This is a genomic window from Pseudarthrobacter sp. P1 (assembly GCF_050156935.1).
Lineage (GTDB): Bacteria > Actinomycetota > Actinomycetes > Actinomycetales > Micrococcaceae > Specibacter.
Window position 1 is genome coordinate 1143773 of the sequence record NZ_CP189584.1, and the last position, 16395, is coordinate 1160167.

General features: G+C 66.8%; 13 protein-coding genes. 4 read left to right on the forward strand and 9 right to left on the reverse strand.

Annotated features, from left to right (window positions below; translation table 11 throughout):
• Nucleotides 1-73 precede the first annotated feature (73 nt).
• The 3 genes from ACQCSX_RS05405 to ACQCSX_RS05415 all read left to right on the forward strand — a co-directional run bounded on the left by ACQCSX_RS05405 (nt 74) and on the right by ACQCSX_RS05415 (nt 3312).
• The gene (locus ACQCSX_RS05405) at nt 74-1474 is read left to right on the forward strand and encodes a DUF349 domain-containing protein (protein ID WP_427018043.1); all 1401 of its coding nucleotides are present in this window, start codon (nt 74-76) and stop codon (nt 1472-1474) included.
• A gap of 189 nt (nt 1475-1663) precedes the next feature.
• On the forward strand, nt 1664-2500 hold the full coding sequence (locus ACQCSX_RS05410; RefSeq protein WP_427018044.1) for an alpha/beta fold hydrolase: 837 nt from the start codon (nt 1664-1666) through the stop codon (nt 2498-2500).
• Nucleotides 2501-2721: 221 nt separating this feature from the next.
• On the forward strand, nt 2722-3312 hold the full coding sequence (locus tag ACQCSX_RS05415) for a hypothetical protein (RefSeq protein WP_427018045.1): 591 nt from the start codon (nt 2722-2724) through the stop codon (nt 3310-3312).
• A 161-nt stretch (nt 3313-3473) separates the two neighbouring features.
• Here the strand turns inward: ACQCSX_RS05415 and ACQCSX_RS05420 are convergent, their stop codons facing one another.
• The 9 genes from ACQCSX_RS05420 to pdxT all read right to left on the reverse strand — a co-directional run bounded on the left by ACQCSX_RS05420 (nt 3474) and on the right by pdxT (nt 13517).
• On the reverse strand, nt 3474-5750 hold the full coding sequence (locus tag ACQCSX_RS05420; RefSeq protein ID WP_427018974.1) for a RelA/SpoT family protein: 2277 nt from the start codon (nt 5748-5750) through the stop codon (nt 3474-3476).
• Between the two features lie 316 nt (nt 5751-6066).
• Nucleotides 6067-7089, reverse strand: a complete 1023-nt coding sequence (gene secF / locus ACQCSX_RS05425) for a protein translocase subunit SecF (protein ID WP_427018046.1) — start codon at nt 7087-7089, stop codon at nt 6067-6069.
• Nucleotides 7089-8861, reverse strand: coding sequence for a protein translocase subunit SecD (secD, locus tag ACQCSX_RS05430; protein WP_427018047.1), 1773 nt, complete (start codon nt 8859-8861; stop codon nt 7089-7091). Before secD ends, secF begins: the two co-directional genes overlap by 1 nt.
• A 119-nt stretch (nt 8862-8980) precedes the next feature.
• A complete protein-coding gene (gene yajC, locus ACQCSX_RS05435) occupies nt 8981-9373 on the reverse strand; it encodes a preprotein translocase subunit YajC (protein ID WP_427018975.1) in 393 nt (130 codons plus the stop codon).
• A 171-nt stretch (nt 9374-9544) separates the two neighbouring features.
• Nucleotides 9545-10609 (reverse strand): Holliday junction branch migration DNA helicase RuvB, encoded by a 1065-nt coding sequence (gene ruvB / locus ACQCSX_RS05440; RefSeq protein WP_427018976.1) that lies wholly within the window; start codon nt 10607-10609, stop codon nt 9545-9547.
• A 52-nt stretch (nt 10610-10661) separates the two neighbouring features.
• Entirely contained in the window at nt 10662-11303 is a 642-nt protein-coding gene (ruvA, locus tag ACQCSX_RS05445) for a Holliday junction branch migration protein RuvA (RefSeq protein WP_427018048.1), read from the reverse strand.
• A 125-nt stretch (nt 11304-11428) separates the two neighbouring features.
• Nucleotides 11429-12019 (reverse strand): crossover junction endodeoxyribonuclease RuvC, encoded by a 591-nt coding sequence (gene ruvC, locus ACQCSX_RS05450; protein ID WP_427018977.1) that lies wholly within the window; start codon nt 12017-12019, stop codon nt 11429-11431.
• Nucleotides 12016-12771, reverse strand: a complete 756-nt coding sequence (locus tag ACQCSX_RS05455; protein ID WP_427018049.1) for a YebC/PmpR family DNA-binding transcriptional regulator — start codon at nt 12769-12771, stop codon at nt 12016-12018. The genes ruvC and ACQCSX_RS05455 overlap by 4 nt, the downstream gene beginning before the upstream one ends.
• 2 nt (nt 12772-12773) lie before the next feature.
• Nucleotides 12774-13517 carry a pyridoxal 5'-phosphate synthase glutaminase subunit PdxT gene (gene pdxT, locus ACQCSX_RS05460; RefSeq protein WP_427018050.1) on the reverse strand — a complete coding sequence of 248 codons (744 nt, stop codon included), beginning with the start codon at nt 13515-13517 and terminating at the stop codon, nt 12774-12776.
• Between the two features lie 144 nt (nt 13518-13661).
• Here pdxT and asnB point away from each other — a divergent pair, with 144 nt between their 5' ends.
• A complete protein-coding gene (gene asnB / locus ACQCSX_RS05465; protein ID WP_427018051.1) occupies nt 13662-16343 on the forward strand; it encodes an asparagine synthase (glutamine-hydrolyzing) in 2682 nt (893 codons plus the stop codon).
• Nucleotides 16344-16395 lie beyond the last annotated feature (52 nt).

The window sequence follows — 16395 nt, forward strand, 5'->3', positions numbered from 1 at the left end:
CAACAGCAGTTTCTTCAGATGTCCCTCCAGCGAAAGACTTGTAGCGGTGACAGATAGTCAGCAATCCGACGACATGGCAGTGGCAACGGCCACTGAGACTTCAACCACGACCGGCGCTCCGGCACCTGCCGCGCCAAAGGCTCCCTCACCGGCCGCCTTTGCCGCACGGCCCAAGGCCGCCGCGGCGGCACCGGCGCCGGTGGCGGCCGTGCCCCCCGTCGATCTGGTGGAGGCCGCCAAGTGGGGCCGCGCCGAAGAGGACGGCCACGTGGTTCTTCTGCTGGACGGTGCCGAACACCCGGTGGGCCAGTACCCCGGCGCTAGCAAGGACGAGGCCCTGGCCTACTTTGCCCGCAAGTTCGATGACATCGCCGCGCAGATCACCCTGCTGGAGCAGCGGGTGGAGGCCAAGTCCCCCACCGCCGACATGCACAAGACGGTCAAGCACCTGCGCGAGGCGCTCAACGAGCGCAACAGCGTGGGCGACATCAACTCCGCCCTGGCCCGCCTGGATGCCCTCGACGGCCACATCAAGGCCCTGGAGAGTGTCGAGCGCGCCGTGCATGACGCCGCCCGCAACATCGAGCTTGCTGCCCGCGAGGCCATCGTGGCCGAGGCGGAGCAGATTGCCGGCCAGGATCCTGCCACCATCCAGTGGAAGGTCGGCAGCGCCCGGATGAACGAGCTCTTCGAGACGTGGAAGACCGCGCAGAAGAATGGGCTCCGCCTGGGCCGCAACACCGAGGAGGCCCTGTGGAAGCGGTTCCGCAGCGCCCGCACGGTGTTCGACCGCCACCGCCGCGCCTACTTCTCCGCGCTGGACAGCAACAACTCCGCCGCCAAGTCGGCCAAGGAGGCCCTGATTACGGCCGCCGAGGAACTGGCGACCTCCACCGACTGGGGCTATGCCGCGGGCGAGTACCGCCGCTTGATGGACGCCTGGAAGGCCTCCCCGCGCGCCAGCCGCAAGGACGACGACGCCCTGTGGGCCCGCTTCCGCGGCGCGCAGGACAAGTTCTTCGCCGCCCGACAGAGCGCCAACGACGTCCTGGACGAGGAATTCGGCGCCAACCTGGTGGTCAAGGAAGCACTGGTGGCCGAGGCCGCCGCGCTGCTGCCGATCACCGACCTCGCCGCCGCCAAGAAGGCCCTGCAGTCCATCCGCGACCGCTGGGAAGAGGCCGGCAAGGTTCCCCGTGCCGACATGGGCCGGATCGAAGCCGGGCTGCGCCAGGTGGAGGATGCCATCCGCAAGGCCGAGGACGAGAACTGGCGCCGGACCGACCCGGAGGCCAAGGCGCGCACCAACAGCGCCCTGAGCCAGCTGGAAGCCACCATCGCCGGCCTCAAGGACGATCTGGCCGCCGCCGAGAAGGCCGGCAACCAGCGCAAGACCAAGGCAGCCCAGGAAGCCCTGGCAGCCCGTGAGGCATGGCTGGAGCAGATCCAGAAGGCCGCCGAGGACTTCGCCTAACCACGCACGCGCAAGGCCCCCGGAGCAGTGTTGTCCACCACTGCTCCGGGGGCCTTTTGCATGCCCTGGTTGCCGGACACGGACACCATCCGGGAAATAAGTTGTTCCATCCCAAAGACAGCATGCTTGTGATCTGGGTAGGGTGGCTCCATCTGGCGAGGCCCAGATACAAACATTGAAGGGTGAGCCATGACGGAAATTACTGCGCACCACGGACTGTTCAAGAACACCAACCTGCATGTTGATGACACCGGAGGTCCGGGCCGGGCCGTGGTTCTGATTCATGGGTGGCCGATGTCCGGGGAAGCCTTCAAGGCCCAGGTTCCGGCCCTTCAGGAAGCCGGATACCGGGTCATCACGTATGACCGGCGCGGCTTCGGCCGCAGCGACAAACCCCTGACGGGGTACAAATACGACACCCTGGCCGAGGACCTGCACGCCCTCCTGGAGGAGTTGGACCTGAACGATGCCACCTTGGTCGGCTTTTCCATGGGTGGCGGCGAAGTGGCCCGCTACTTCAGCCTCTTCGGCGCGGAGCGGCTGCACAGTGTGGTCTTCGCATCCGCGATCCCGCCGTACATGAAGCAGACCGAGGACAACCCCGAAGGGCCATTGACCGAGGCCGCTGCCGCGGATATGGCCGCCGGCCTCAGCAAGGATGAGGACCAGTTCTATGACGGATTCACCCGGCAGTTCTTCTCCGTCGACGGAGAACTCAAGGTCAGCGACCAGCAGCGCCAGGACGCCATCGCGTTGTGCAAGCAGGCGGACAAGAAGGCAGCCCTGGCATGCATGGCCGCCTTCGCCGGGACGGACTTCCGTGCGGACCTGCCAAAAGTGAGCGTACCCGCCCTCGTGCTCCACGGCGGCGGTGACGCCATCGTGCCCTTCGAAGGATCCGGCCAGCGCACCCACGCGACCCTGGTCGGCAGTGAACTGCACGTCATCGCCGGCGCTCCGCACGGATGCAACGTCAGCCACCCCGAGGAATGGAATGACGCACTGATCCAATTCCTGGCGAAATAGCCTTGCCTGGGCGAAGGCCCTTTAGCTTGGGTTGTGCCGTGATGGGAGTTAGGCCGCGAACTGAGGAACCATTATTCTCCCCGCTGCCCGCGGACTCGCGGCCGGGCCCTCGCACCTAAGGGCCCCGCCCCGCCGCTGGCGCATAGGGCCCCCGGAGCAGCGTTATCCACAACTGCTTCCGGGGCCTTTTGCCTGCCCTCCGGCGCCGCCATGCTTGGGGAATGCACTCGGTTCCCGCCCACCAACCCCCGCCGGACGGGCTGCTGCTCTCGGGCGGGCTCTTCACCGCAGTGGAACTGCGCGCGATGGCGTTGGACGGGCTCGTGGAACGCGTCTATGCGGAGGCCTACGCCGGGGTGGGTGCCGCGGCCACGCCGGCCCTGCGTGCCGCCGCGGCCGGCTCCGTGGTGCCGCCCGTGCTGGCAGGACGCGCCGTGGTGGGGCGCGACGCCGCGGCTTGGGTGTACGGCTGCGCCCCCGCACCGGAAAAGGTGGCGCTGCTGGTGCACCATGACCACCGCACCACCGAGCTCCCGCCGTTCAGCGGCTGCACCATCCATGAAGTGCCGCTTGGCCCGTTCGATGCGATTCGGCTGGGCGGGGTGCTGGTGGCGACGCCGCTGCGCACGGCCGTCGATGTGGCCCTCTCCTGCCCGCCGGCGGTGGCTCACCGGGTCCTGGCGGCCATGGCAGCGGCGGCAGCCCTGAACTGCCCACTCGGCCTCATCCGCAGTGCCGTGGCGGCCACGGCCCGCGCTCGCGGGCGACCGCAGGCCCTGGACTTGCTGGACGCAATGACAGGACGTAGCTAGCGCCGGTTGAGCCGCCGAAACCACCGAGGCCGCCGCACCTGGTCTCGGCTACGCTCGACCACCGAAACCGGTGATCGTCCCCAGCCCCTCCCATCGCTCGCAAGCTCGCGGCAGCGCGGAGATCCTGGCGACCGGCGCACCGGGTCTCGACCAGCGAAGCCCTACGCCCGGCGCTGTGCCCCGGTGGTGCGGTAGACGTCGAAGACCCCGTCGATCCGGCGGACGGAGTTGAGCACGTGGTGCAGGTACTTCGGATCCCCCATCTCGAACGCGAAGCGGCTCATGGCCACCCGGTCCCGGGAGGTGTGGACGCTCGCGGCGAGGATGTTCACGTGGTTCTCGCTGAGCACACGCGTGACGTCGGAGAGCAGGCTCTTGCGGTCCAGCGCCTCGACCTGGATTTCCACCAAGAACACCGACGTCTGCGTGGGGGCCCATTCCACCTCGACCATCCGCTCGGGCTCGTTGCGCAGGTTGGTCAGGTTCAGGCAATCCGAGCGGTGCACGGAGACGCCGGCGCCCTTGGTGACGAACCCGGTGATGGCGTCCGGCGGCACCGGAGTGCAGCAGCGGGCCAGCTTGACCAGCACATCGCCCACACCGTGGACGATGACGCCGGATTCGGAGAACCGTGGCCGGTTGGCGGCCGGGTGGGTCGGCAGTGCGGGGGCTTCCTCCTCCACGTCCTGGTTTCCGCCGAGCGAGTGCGCCAGCCGTTCGACGACGGACTGGGCCGAGACATGCCCGTCGCCGACGGCGGCATAGAGGCCGGAGATGTCCACGTAGCGGAAGTCCTGGGCCAGGGCCAGCAGGGCATCGTGGGTCATCAGCTTCTGCAGCGGCAGGTTCTGCTTGCGCATGGCCCGCGTGAGCAGGTCCTTGCCCTTTTCGATGGCCTCTTCGCGGCGTTCCTTGCTGAACCACTGGCGGATCTTGTTCCGCGCCCGCGGGCTCTTGACGAAGTTCTGCCAGTCCTGGCTGGGGCCGGCCCCCTCGGCCTTGGAGGTGAAGACCTCCACGGAATCGCCATGGCTCAGGACGCTGTTGAGCGGGACCAGCTTGCCGTTGACCCGGGCACCGATGGTCCGGTGGCCCACCTCCGTGTGCACGGCGTAGGCAAAGTCAACGGGGGTGGAGCCCGCCGGCAGGGCCATGACCTCGCCCTTGGGGGTGAAGACAAACACCTCCTGGGCGTTCATCTCGTACCGCAGCGAGTCAAGGAACTCGGCGGGGTCGCGGGTCTCCTGCTGCCAGTCCACCAGGGTCCGCAGCCAGTTCATGTCGTCATTGCCCATGGCCGCGGCCGGGCCGCCCTTGGGTGCCGTCTTGTACTTCCAGTGCGCGGCCACGCCGTATTCGGCCCGCTGGTGCATCTCCACGGTGCGGATCTGGATTTCCACGGGTTTGCCGCCGGGCCCGATCACAGTGGTGTGCAGCGATTGGTACATGTTGAACTTGGGCATGGCGATGTAGTCCTTGAACCGCCCCGGCAGGGGGTTCCAGCGAGCATGCATGGCGCCCAGCGCGGCATAGCAGTCGCGCACCGAGTCCACCAGCACGCGCACGCCCATCAGGTCGTTGATGTCGTCAAAGTCCTTCTCGCGGACGATCATCTTCTGGTAGATGGAGTAGTAGTGCTTGGGCCGGCCGGAGATGGTGGCCTTGATCTTGCCCGCGCGCAGGTCCTCGGCGATCTGGTTGCGCACCACGGCCAGGCTGCGTTCGCGCTCCGGGGTGCGGTCCCCCACCATGCGGACGATCTCGTCGTACACCTTGGGGTACAGTGCGGCGAAGGACAGGTCCTCCAGCTCCCACTTGATGGTGTTCATGCCCAGGCGGTGGGCCAGCGGGGCAAAGATTTCCAGGGTCTCACGGGCCTTCTTGCCGGAGGATTCGGCCGAGACGAAGCGCCAGGTGCGGGCGTTGTGCAGGCGGTCGGCCAGCTTGATGACCAGGACGCGGATGTCCTTGGCCATCGCCACCACCATCTTGCGGACGGTCTCGGCCTGGGCGGCCTCGCCGAAGGTGACCTTGTCCAGCTTGGTGACGCCGTCCACCAGCATCGCGATTTCCGGACCAAAGTCCGCCTTCAGCTGCTCCAGCGTGTAGTCCGTGTCCTCCACGGTGTCATGCAGCAGGGCAGCAGCCAGCGTGGGTCCGGTCATGCCCAGTTCGGCCAGGATCGTGGCCACGGCCACGGGGTGGGTGATGTAGGGATCGCCGCTCTTGCGCTTCTGGCCCTCGTGGGCCTTCTCCGCCACGGTGAAGGCGCGCTGGATCAGCTCGAAGTCCTCGCGCGGGTTGTTGGCCCGCACAATGCGCAGCAACGGCTCCAGAATGGGCGAATAGCTGCCCGTCGACCAGCCGGTGAGCCGGGCCAGCCGGGCGCGGGTCCGTTCGCGGCGGCCGGGGAACGTGGGGCGCAGGGGTGCGCGCACGACGGCGGCCGGCGGACTCTGCTGGGCACCGTTGGCGCTGGCTCCTTGGGCGGGTTCCGGCGCGCCGGATGCCACGGAGGCAACCTTTCCGGCTGTCGGTTTCTGCTCGTCCACTGCCACTGTCCTCACCTTGCGCCCAACGGATTCCACGCCGTATGCCCAGCGGGGAATTCCTCTAGTGTAAGCCCGCACCGGGACCCTCCCAATTCGTGTCGGCAGGCGCGCAGCCGGAGCGCGGACACAGGGAGTTAAACGCCCGCGGCCGGGTGCGTTCCCCACTCGGGGAACACACCCGGCCGCGGCCGTTGTGCCAGGATCAGGCGGTGGGCATGGCAGCGCCGTCGGACGCCACGGCAGCTGCCTCGTTGGCGCGGCGCGAGGCCACCTTCTTGGCCTGCTTGGCAAGCTCCGGCTCCTTGGCCCGCAGCGCCGCGTACAGCGGGGCGGCAATGAAGATGGTGGAGAAGGTGGAGACGATGATGCCGACAAACAGGGCCAGCGAGAGGTCGCGCAGGGTGCCGGCGCCCAGCAGCATTGCACCGATGAACAGGATGGCCGCCACCGGAAGGATGGCCACCATCATCGTGTTGATCGAGCGCACCAAGGTTTGGTTGATCGCCAGGTTGACCTCTTCGACGAAGGTGCGGCGGGTGGAGTTGGCAATCTCCGCCGTGTTCTCGCGGATCTTGTCGAACACCACCACCGTGTCGTAGAGCGAGTAGCTCAGGATGGTCAGGAAGCCGATGATGGCCGACGGCGTGACCTCAAAGTTGCTGGCCGCGTACACCCCGGCGGTCACGAACATGACCACCAGCAGGCCGGCGACGGCGGACAGGGACATCTTCCAGGTCCGGAAGTACAGCGCCATCAGCACGGTGGCCAGCAGGACAAAGACCACCAGGCCAAGCAATGCCTGGCGGGAGACATCCTGCCCCCAGGTCGGCCCGACGAACGTGGAGGTGACCTTGTCCGCGGTGACGCCGTAGGCCTTGATCAGGGCGTCCTTGACGGCCAGGGTCTCATCCTCGGAGAGCTTGTCCGTCTGGATCTGCATGGTATTGCCGGCAACGTTGGCCACGCGCGGAATGGATCCGGAGACGATGTCCGTGACGGCCCGCTCACCCTTCAGCGTGGAGGGATCGTTGACGTCGGAGACGGTGAACTGGGAGCCGCCGCGGAACTCGATGCCCAGGTTGAAGCCGCCGCGGACGATCGGGATCAGGATGGACAGCACCACCAGCGCGCCGGCGATGATGAACCACAGTTTGCGGCGGCCGACAAACTCATAGGAGCGCTTGCCGGTGTACAGCTCGTTACCAAAAGTGGCAAAGCTAGCCATTAGTTGCTCTCCTCGGTCTTCTCGTCGGTCTCGGACTTGGTGGCACCGGCGCCGCGGCTGCCGGCCATCTGCTCCTGCTTCGCGGCCAATCGGCGCTCGGCAATGGTCTGGCGGCGCTCGGCCTCGGCGGCCGCGCCGGCATTCTTGCCCTTGAGCTGGCCGTTGGCCACGCTCGGGCGGTCCTCGGGGGTGCGGATCCGGCCGGCGCCGCGGTACAGCGGGACGGCGCCCAGGCGGTCCGGGTCCAGGCCGGAGAACTTGTGGCCCTCGCCGAAGAACTTGGTGCGGGCCAGCAGCTGCAGGGTGGGGTGCGTGAACATGAAGACCACCAGGAGGTCGGCCAGGGCGGTCAGACCCAGGGTGAAGGCGAAACCACGCACGTTGCCGACGGCCACGAAGTACAGCACGACGGCGGCCAGCAGGTTCACGGCCTTGGAGGCAAGCACCGTGCGCTTGGCGCGGCGCCAGCCGTTCTCGACGGCGGCCACCAGGCCACGCCCGTCGCGGAGCTCATCACGGATGCGCTCGAAGTAAACGATGAAGGAGTCCGCCGTCTGGCCAATGGCCACGATGATACCGGCCACTCCGGCCAGCGACAGGCGGTAGTTCTCGGTCCAGCCCAGGATCGCGATGGCCAGGTAGGTCAGGGCACCGGCCACCACGAGGGAGAGCACCGTGACAAAGCCCAGGGCACGGTACTGGAAGAGCGAGTACACCACCACCAGGAGCAGGCCGATCAGACCGGCCAACAGACCCATCTGCAGCTGCTGGCCACCGAGTGTGGCCGAGATCTGCTCCTCGGACTGGATATCGAAGCTGATGGGCAGGGCACCAAACTTCAGCTTGTCCGCCAGGGACTTGGCCGTGGCCTCGGTGAAGTTTCCGGTGATGGAGGAGTTGCCGTCGGTGATGACAGCCTGCGACCGCGGGGCGGAAATGACCTCATTGTCCAGCACAATGGCGAACTGGGACTTGGGGTCGTTTTGGTTGGTGATGTAGAAGCCGTTCAGGCGCTGCGTGACGTCCTTGAACTTGGTGGCGCCTTCGGAGTTGAAGCTCAGGTTGACCGACCACTGGTTGGTGGTGACGCCCTGCGCGCCCTGCTGGAGGCCATAGCTGGCGTCCTTGATGTCCTTGCCGGGAACCTCCACCGGTCCAAGGATGTACTTCAGGCCGCTGCCGGGCTCGCACGCCACCATCGGCTTGGCCGGATCGGTGGACGTCGGCGCCGGGGTCAGCGGGGCGACGCAGCTGGTGTCTTCGAAGGTCCGGTACAGCGGGCCGTCGATCCAGTTGTCATCGCTGGCGGTGGCCGGTGCGGCCGTCGGCTTGGGCAGCTGGTCGTCCGGCAGCTTGCTCTCGGCGGGGATTGCCGCGCCGTTGGCCACCTGGATCACGGGGCGGAACACCATGTTCGCGGAGGCCTTGATGAGCTCGCGGGTCTCGGCGCTGGGCGTGCCCGGCATGGAGACCACCACGTTGCGCCCACCCTGGGTGGTGATCTCGGCCTCGGAGACACCGGAACCATCCACGCGCTGGCGGATGATCGCCACAGCCTGGTTCAGCTGCTCGTCATTGATGGCACCGCCGCCGTCCACCTTGGGCGCCAGGATCATCTGGGTTCCACCCTCGAGGTCCAGGGCAAGCTTGGGCACCCAGCTGGCGGCGTTGGAGAGCACGCCACCGCCCAGCAGAACGGTGCAGGCGATGAGGATTGCCCCGAGCCACAGCAGTGTCCTGCGGGCTGAGGTTGTCGGACCAGTACGTGCCATCAAAGGATCCTTCTAGTTGTTACAGGCAGTGGACACGGCGCAGCCGCCCCCGGCCAAGTGGCGGAAGCGGCGAGCCGGTGCTTGCATCCATGGCGAAGCCGTAGAGCTCCGTGCGGAGGCTAGCTTTCTTTGGAGTTGTCTTTGTTCAGGCGCAGCAGGGTTTCCTCAGCGGTCTCGTTCGCCGGAGCGGCGGAACCGGCAGCGGCGTCGACGTCCTCGGTGAGAGAGGAAGCATCGTCCGGAACCTCGGCGGCAGCCTCTTCCGGCGCGGTGATCTTGGTGATCGTCTGGCGGTGGACGGTGGCCAGGGTCCCGGGGGAAAGCTCCACGACGACTTTGTTGTTCTCCTCGTCCACTGACACGACGGTGCCGAACAGGCCGAAGTTGGTCATGATCTCCACGCCCGGGGCCATCTTGGCCTGCTGCTCGGCCTGGGCCGCCTTGGCCTTCTTCTGCTTGCGGAACATCATGAAGATGACGACGGCGAAGACGGCGAAGAGGATCAGCGTCATCGGGTCGAAGCCGCCGGTCGCGGCGGCGGGAGCGTCAGCGGCAAGAATGCTAGAGAACACAGGTAGTTCCGTTCATATACGTCTAGGGAAAGTCCTGGGCACTGCACGTGCTGGACGTCATACCAGTCTATGCGGTTTAGCTGGGAACTCCATGCTCTTTCGGCGTGAAGCTTAAGGTGTTGGCGAATCCGAAACCGGTTCATCGGATGTTTCGACCATTCCCGCGGCCACCGCGTTCGCAGGCATGCGCAGCCCCAAATGCTCCCAGGCGGCCGCCATGGCGATCCGGCCGCGCGGCGTGCGGCCCAGCAATCCCTCGCGGACCAGGAATGGCTCGGCCACGGTTTCCACGGTCTCCGGCTCCTCCCCCACGGCGATGGCCAGGGTGGACAATCCCACCGGGCCGCCATTGAATTTTTGCACCAGGCATTCCAGCACGGCACGGTCCAGCCGGTCCAGGCCGCGGACGTCGACCTCGTACATGTCCAGCGCCGCCCCCGCCGTGCGGGCATCGATGCTGTCCACGCCGTGCACCAGCGCCCAGTCGCGCACCCGGCGCAGCAGCCGGTTGGCAATGCGGGGCGTGCCGCGCGAACGGCCGGCAATCTCGGCGAAGCCGGCGCTGGTCAGCTTCAAATCCAGCAGGCCGGCGGAACGGCGGAGCACCAGTTCCAGCTCGGCCACGGAGTAGAACTCCAGGTGCCCGGTGAAGCCGAAACGGTCGCGCAGCGGTCCGGGCAAAAGGCCGGCCCGGGTGGTGGCACCCACCAGGGTGAAGGGCGGCAGTTCCAGCGGAATGGCCGTCGCGCCGGCGCCCTTGCCAACGATGATGTCCACCCGGAAATCCTCCATGGCCATGTAAAGCATTTCCTCCGCCGGGCGGGACATCCGGTGGATTTCGTCCAGGAACAGCACCTCCCCCTCGGACAGCGAGGACAGGATGGCCGCCAGATCGCCGGCATGCTGGATGGCGGGTCCGGAGCTGATCCGCAGCGGCGCGTTCATCTCGGCGGCAATGATCATGGCCAGCGTGGTCTTGCCCAGCCCCGGCGGGCCGGACATCAGGACGTGGTCCGCCGTGCGGCCGCGGATCTTGGAGGCCTCCAGCACCAGCGACAGCTGGCGGCGCACGCGGGCCTGGCCGACAAAATCGTCAAGGTTCTTGGGCCGGAGCGCTGCCTCCATGGCACGCTCCTCCGGCTCGGTGCCGGCGGAGACGAGGGCAGCGCCCTCCATGGCGGCCAGCTGGCCCGGCAGCAGCGCGCCGCCGTCGCCGGCCATCCGCCGCTCAGACACGGGACGCCAACCTGGCCGCGCCGCTGCGGGCGCCGTCCTGGCCCAGCCAGCGCAGCGTGGCCCGCAGGATCTGCGCCACATTGCCGGCGGCCACGAGATCGGGCTCGTCCGCCATGGCCTTGTCGATGCTGGCCGAGGCATCCTTCTCGCTCCAGCCAAGGCTGGTCATGGCCGCGATGACCTGCGGCTTCCACTCGGCGGCCACCGCCGGCGCGGGGCCGGACGGGATGCCGGTGGGGACCAGCTTGCCCTTGAGCTCGAGCACGATCCGGCCTGCCACCTTGGGGCCAATGCCGGGGACCTTGGTGAAGGCCTTGCCGTCGCCGCTGGCCACGCCCACGCGGATGGCCTCGGGGTCCAGCACGGCCAGCACGGCCAGGGCCAGCCGCGGGCCGATGCCGCTGACGCTGAGCAGGGTGTCGAACACCTCGCGTTCATGGGCGTCGGCAAATCCGAACAGCGTCATGGAGTCCTCGCGGACAATCATGGAGGTGGTGATCACGGCCTCCTGGCCCAGGCGCAGGGTACCGAGGGTCTTGGGGGTCGCGTGGACCAGCATGCCCATGCCGTTGACATCGATCACTGCCTGCGAGAGGCCAAGGTGGGCCACCGGGCCGCGTACAAAGCTGATCATGGTCTAGTTTCTCCCTGCATGAGCACTGCCGTCCGGGCGGATCCGCAGCATGCCGACCCGAAAAATCCGAACATATCTACGAATAGAGTAGACCCTTCCGGCGCATTTTCGGCAGTTGGCACGCACTAGCGCCAGCTTTGACCCGACTTTTCCTTGTTCTTCTTGGCCTTTGCCTCGGCGTCGCGCCAGAGCTGCTGGGCCGCCGTCGAGCCTCCCTGCGCGGAAACCCGCGAACCCGCGCCACTGCGCCAGGCGTGCGCAATGGCCAGCGCCAGTGCGTCGGCGGCGTCGGCGGGCTTGGGCGGGGCGGACAGGCGCAGGATTTTCGCGACCATGGTGGTCACGGCCGTCTTGTCCGCGCGGCCGCTTCCGGTGACGGCGGCCTTGACCTCCGACGGCGTGTGCAGGGCCACGGGAATGTTGCGCCGCGCGGCGGCGGCCATGACGATCCCCGAAACCTGCGCCACGCCCATGACGGTGCTCAGGTTGGTCTGCGCAAAGACGCGCTCGAGGGCCAGGACATCGGGGGTCCAGGCGTCCAGCCACTGGTCGATGGCATCGGCAATGACCAGCAGCCGGGCGGCCAGGGACAATTCATGTGAACTGCCCACCACCCCGACGGCCACCAGGGTGGCCGTCCGGTTGGGGGCAACGTCAACCACGCCCAGACCACAGCGGGTCAGGCCCGGGTCGACTCCGAGGACGCGCAGGATCAGTCTTCTTCCAGCTGCGCCAGGACCTCGGCGCTCATGTCGGCGTTGGAGTAGATGTTCTGGACGTCGTCCAGGTCTTCCAGCGCGTCGTAGAGCTTCATGAACTTGCGGGCGTGCTCCACATCCAGCTCCACCTGCATGGACGGTACGAAGCCGGCCTCATCGGTGTCGTACTCGATGCCGGCCTCGGCCAGCGCGGCGCGGATGGCGGGCAGGTCCTGGGGCTCGGAATGGATCTCAAACGTCTCGCCCTCGTCCTTGACCTCCTCGGCACCGGCGTCCAGCACGGCCATCAGGAGATCGTCCTCGGTGAGGCCGCTCTTGGGCAGCGTGACAATGCCCTTACGGGTGAACATGTAGGCCACTGACCCGGGATCGCCCATGTTGCCGCCGTTGCGGCCCACCGCGAGGCGGACCTCGGAGGCGGCACGGTTCTTGTTGTCCGTCAGACATTCAATGAGGATGGCGGTGCCCTGCGGTCCGTAGCCCTCGTACATGATGGTCTGGTAGTCGACGGCCTCGCCCAGCTGGCCGGAGCCGCGCTTGATGGCGCGGTCGATGTTGTCGCTGGGCACCGAGGTCTTCTTGGCCTTGGAGACGGCCAGTTCCAGCGCCGGGTTGCCGACGATGTCCGGGCCGCCGATGCGGGCGGCAACTTCAATGTTCTTGATCAGTTTGGCGAAGGACTTTGCACGGCGGCCATCGATGATGGCCTTCTTGTGCTTGGTGGTAGCCCATTTGGAGTGGCCTGACATAGTTACGCTTCCCCTCTAATCATTCGAATAAACAGTTCGTGGATGCTGCGCTCCCCCGTCACTTCCGGGTGGAAGGAGGTGGCAAGCAGATGCTGCGAACGCACAGCCACCGCACGGACATCTGTTTCAATTCTATCCGCCCCGGCGATTGGGGACCCCGATCCACCCGCAGGGCCGCCGGCGTAGGCGTGGCCGGTGGTGGGCAGGTGGACGGCGGCGAGCACCTCGACCGACTCCCCCACCCGCTCCACCCAGGGGGCGCGGATGAAGACGGCGTGGACGGGGGTTTCGGCCTCGCCAGGGGCTGCCAGCCCGGTGAAGGACAGGTCGGTTTCGAAGGAGTCACGCTGGCGGCCGAAGGCGTTGCGGCGCACCGTGATGTCCAAGCCACCCAGGGTCTGCTGGGCGTTGCCGGCCAGGTCCCGGGCGGGGTCGGCTATCTCGTTGGCCAGCAGGATCATGCCGGCACAGCTGCCGTAGACCGGCATGCCGGCGGCGATGCGCTCCTTGAGCGGCTCGGCCAGATCGAAAATGCGGGTCAGCTTGTCGATCGTGGTGGACTCGCCGCCGGGCAGGATCAAACCGTCGACGGCGGCCAGCTCGCTGGGGCGGCGGACGCTGACTGCCCGTCCGCCGCTGGCCTCGATGGCGCGCGCGTGCTCGCGGACGTCGCCCTGCAGGGCAAGGATGCCCACCAGGGGCTGGGCTGCTGCACTTGAATGATTGGGGCTTATGTGATTGGTCACCAAAACATCATAGTGGCCGCCCCACGGCGCTCTTGTTTCTGCGCGTGGTTTGTGGGATGGCCACGGTGCTGCGGAAAGAGCGCGGGGAAGCAAGCAAGTAGCATGGATCGAGGACTGACGAACTACAGATGAGGAACGTACAGTATGTGCGGAATCGCCGGATACTACGGTTACGGGGAAGACGAAAGTCTGCTCCAGGAGATGAACGCGTGCATTGTGCACCGCGGCCCCGACGGCGAGGGCATCTACACGGACGGCCATGTGGGCCTGGCCCACCGGCGCCTGTCCATCATCGATGTGGCCCACGGCCAGGAGCCGATGTTCAGCGCCGACGGACAGACCGCCCTGGTCTACAACGGCGAGGTCTACAACTACCTGGACCTGCGCGCCGAGCTCGAGGCCCTGGGCCGCACGTTCAGCACCGTCTCCGACACCGAGGTGGTGCTGCAGTCCTACGAGGAGTGGGGCGACGCCGCCTTCGACCGGTTCAATGGCATGTTTGGCTTTGCCATCCACGACAAGAAGAACAACCGCCTGGTGCTGGCCCGCGACCACTTCGGCATCAAGCCGCTGTACTATGCGAGCACCGGCACCGCCGAGGCGCCCAAGCTGCTCTTCGGCTCCGAGATCAAGCCGCTGCTGGCCGCCGGCAAGCTGGAGAAGAAGGTCAACGAGCGGATCCTGTACCGCTACCTCCAGTTCCGCATCCACGATGAGGAAGCCGAGACGTTCTTCGATGGCGTGCAGAAACTGATGCCGGGCGAGAAGCTGGTCCTGAGCACCGTGGACAACGCCGACGGCCCCGCCGGCACCATCACCATCAGCCCCTTCACTCGGCTGCAGGAAGAGCTGGCCGAGCTGGCCAAGATCGAGACGCCGTACAGCCAGGCCGTCATCGACGAGTACCGCGAACGCTTCACCGAGGGCGTGCGCCTGCGCCTGCAGTCCGAGGTCCCCGTGGGCACCGCCCTCTCCGGCGGCCTGGACTCCTCCGCCGTCGTCGCCACCATCAACAAGCTGATGCAGGAAAAGGCGGCGGCCACCGATTCCCTCGGTGCCACCCAGCAGACGTTCTCCGCGATCTTCCCCAACTCCATCAACGATGAGGAGAAGTACGCCGACGCCGTGCTGGCCCGGTGCGCGGGCAACGTCACCAGCCACAAGATCCTGCCCAAGGCCGCCGAATTCGCCGTCGATCTGGAGGACTTTGTCCGCACGATGGAGGAGCCCATCATCTCCTCCGGACCGTACGCCCAGTACCGGGTGATGCAGGAGGCATCCAAGCACGTCACGGTGCTGCTGGACGGCCAGGGTGCCGACGAAATGATGGCCGGGTACATCCCGTACTACTTCGCCTACCTGCGCCAGCTGAAGAAGAACGGCCAGCACGCCAAGCTGGTCAAGGAGCTGGCCTCCAGCGCCGACATCCTGTTCCGGCTGGGCCGCTTCCGCCTGCAGGGCATGCTGACGGTGAAGAAGGACATCACCATCTCCCCGCTGCTGGACAAGGCGTTCACCGCGCGCTTCAAGGGCGAGAAGTTCTCCAACATCCCGGACAACCTCAAGCTGCGCCTGATCGACGACCTCTTCCACAAGTCCCTGCCGGCCGTGCTGCGCTACGAGGACAAGAACACCATGCGCTTCTCCCTGGAGGGCCGCGTGCCGTTTCTGGACAAGGAAGTGGTGAAGTTCCTCTTCAGCCTGGACGACGAGTCCATCATCAAGGGCGGCTGGAACAAGCGGATCCTGCGCGATGCCACCCGCGGCCTGCTGCCGGAGATGATCTCCAACCGCCGCAACAAGATCGGCTTCACCACGCCCGAGGCCGAGTGGTTTGTGCTGATGAAGGAAAAGATCTACGAGATCTTCCTGTCCTCCTCGTTCGAGAACCGCCCGTATTGGAACCAGGACGCCATCATCTACGCCTTCGAGGAATACCTCACGGGCAAGAGCGCCGGCTCCACCATGGTCTTCTGGCGCCTGCTGAACACCGAGCTGTGGCTGCGCGAATTCTTCGACGAGCCCGAGGTCAAGGCCGGCATCATCGGCAAGAGCGACTACATCCCGAACGCGGACAAGAACCTGGACATCACCGTCCCGGCCGGCGGCACCTACCGCCGCTACCCGCTGCGCACCGAGGTCTTCTACAAGGAGACGGACTTCGAGCCGGCGGTCATGACGTATGTTGAGCGCTTCTTCGACGGCCTGCCCGCCGCCGGCACCGAACACGGCGAGGCCACAGCCAGTACGCCGTGGTACCTCTTCGTCTCGGAGAAGATCGTGGCGATGACCCAGGGCCGGTCCATCCCGGTCTGGGACATCAAGGTCTCCAACGCCGCCCGCTTCTTCTCCAAGTTCGTCACCCGCAACCCCGGCGGCATCGGCCTGGCCAGCCCCTGGTCCATGCAGCTGGCCATCGACGAGGTGGGCCTGCCCCGCATCGCCTACGCCTCCGCGCGCAGCGTTCTCGGCAAGCTCCAGGGCAAGTCCGGCGTCTTCTACGAGGTGGTGGGCCACAACATCAACGCGATCGACGGCGCCGCCGGCTACCAGGTGGGCACCTCCACGCATTCGGTGAAGTACGCGCCCAAGGACCCCGACGGCGTGGCGGCACGCCTGAGCGCGCTGGTCCGCAAGCACGTGCCGGCCGAATACGCCGCCAGCTTTGCCGGCACCGCAATCATGGATGCCAACGACCTCGGCGTGGTGGCCCTGGGCCACGACACCAAGCTCGCCAAGGACGTGCTGGAAGGCATCTTCAAGGACAACCCGCAGGGCCAGACCACCGAGACCACCCCGATGTCCCTGGTGTTCGCCCAGAAGTAGCCCGGGTCCGCGGGTAAAGCGGAGTTTGCAGAAATGACGACGATCCCCGTCG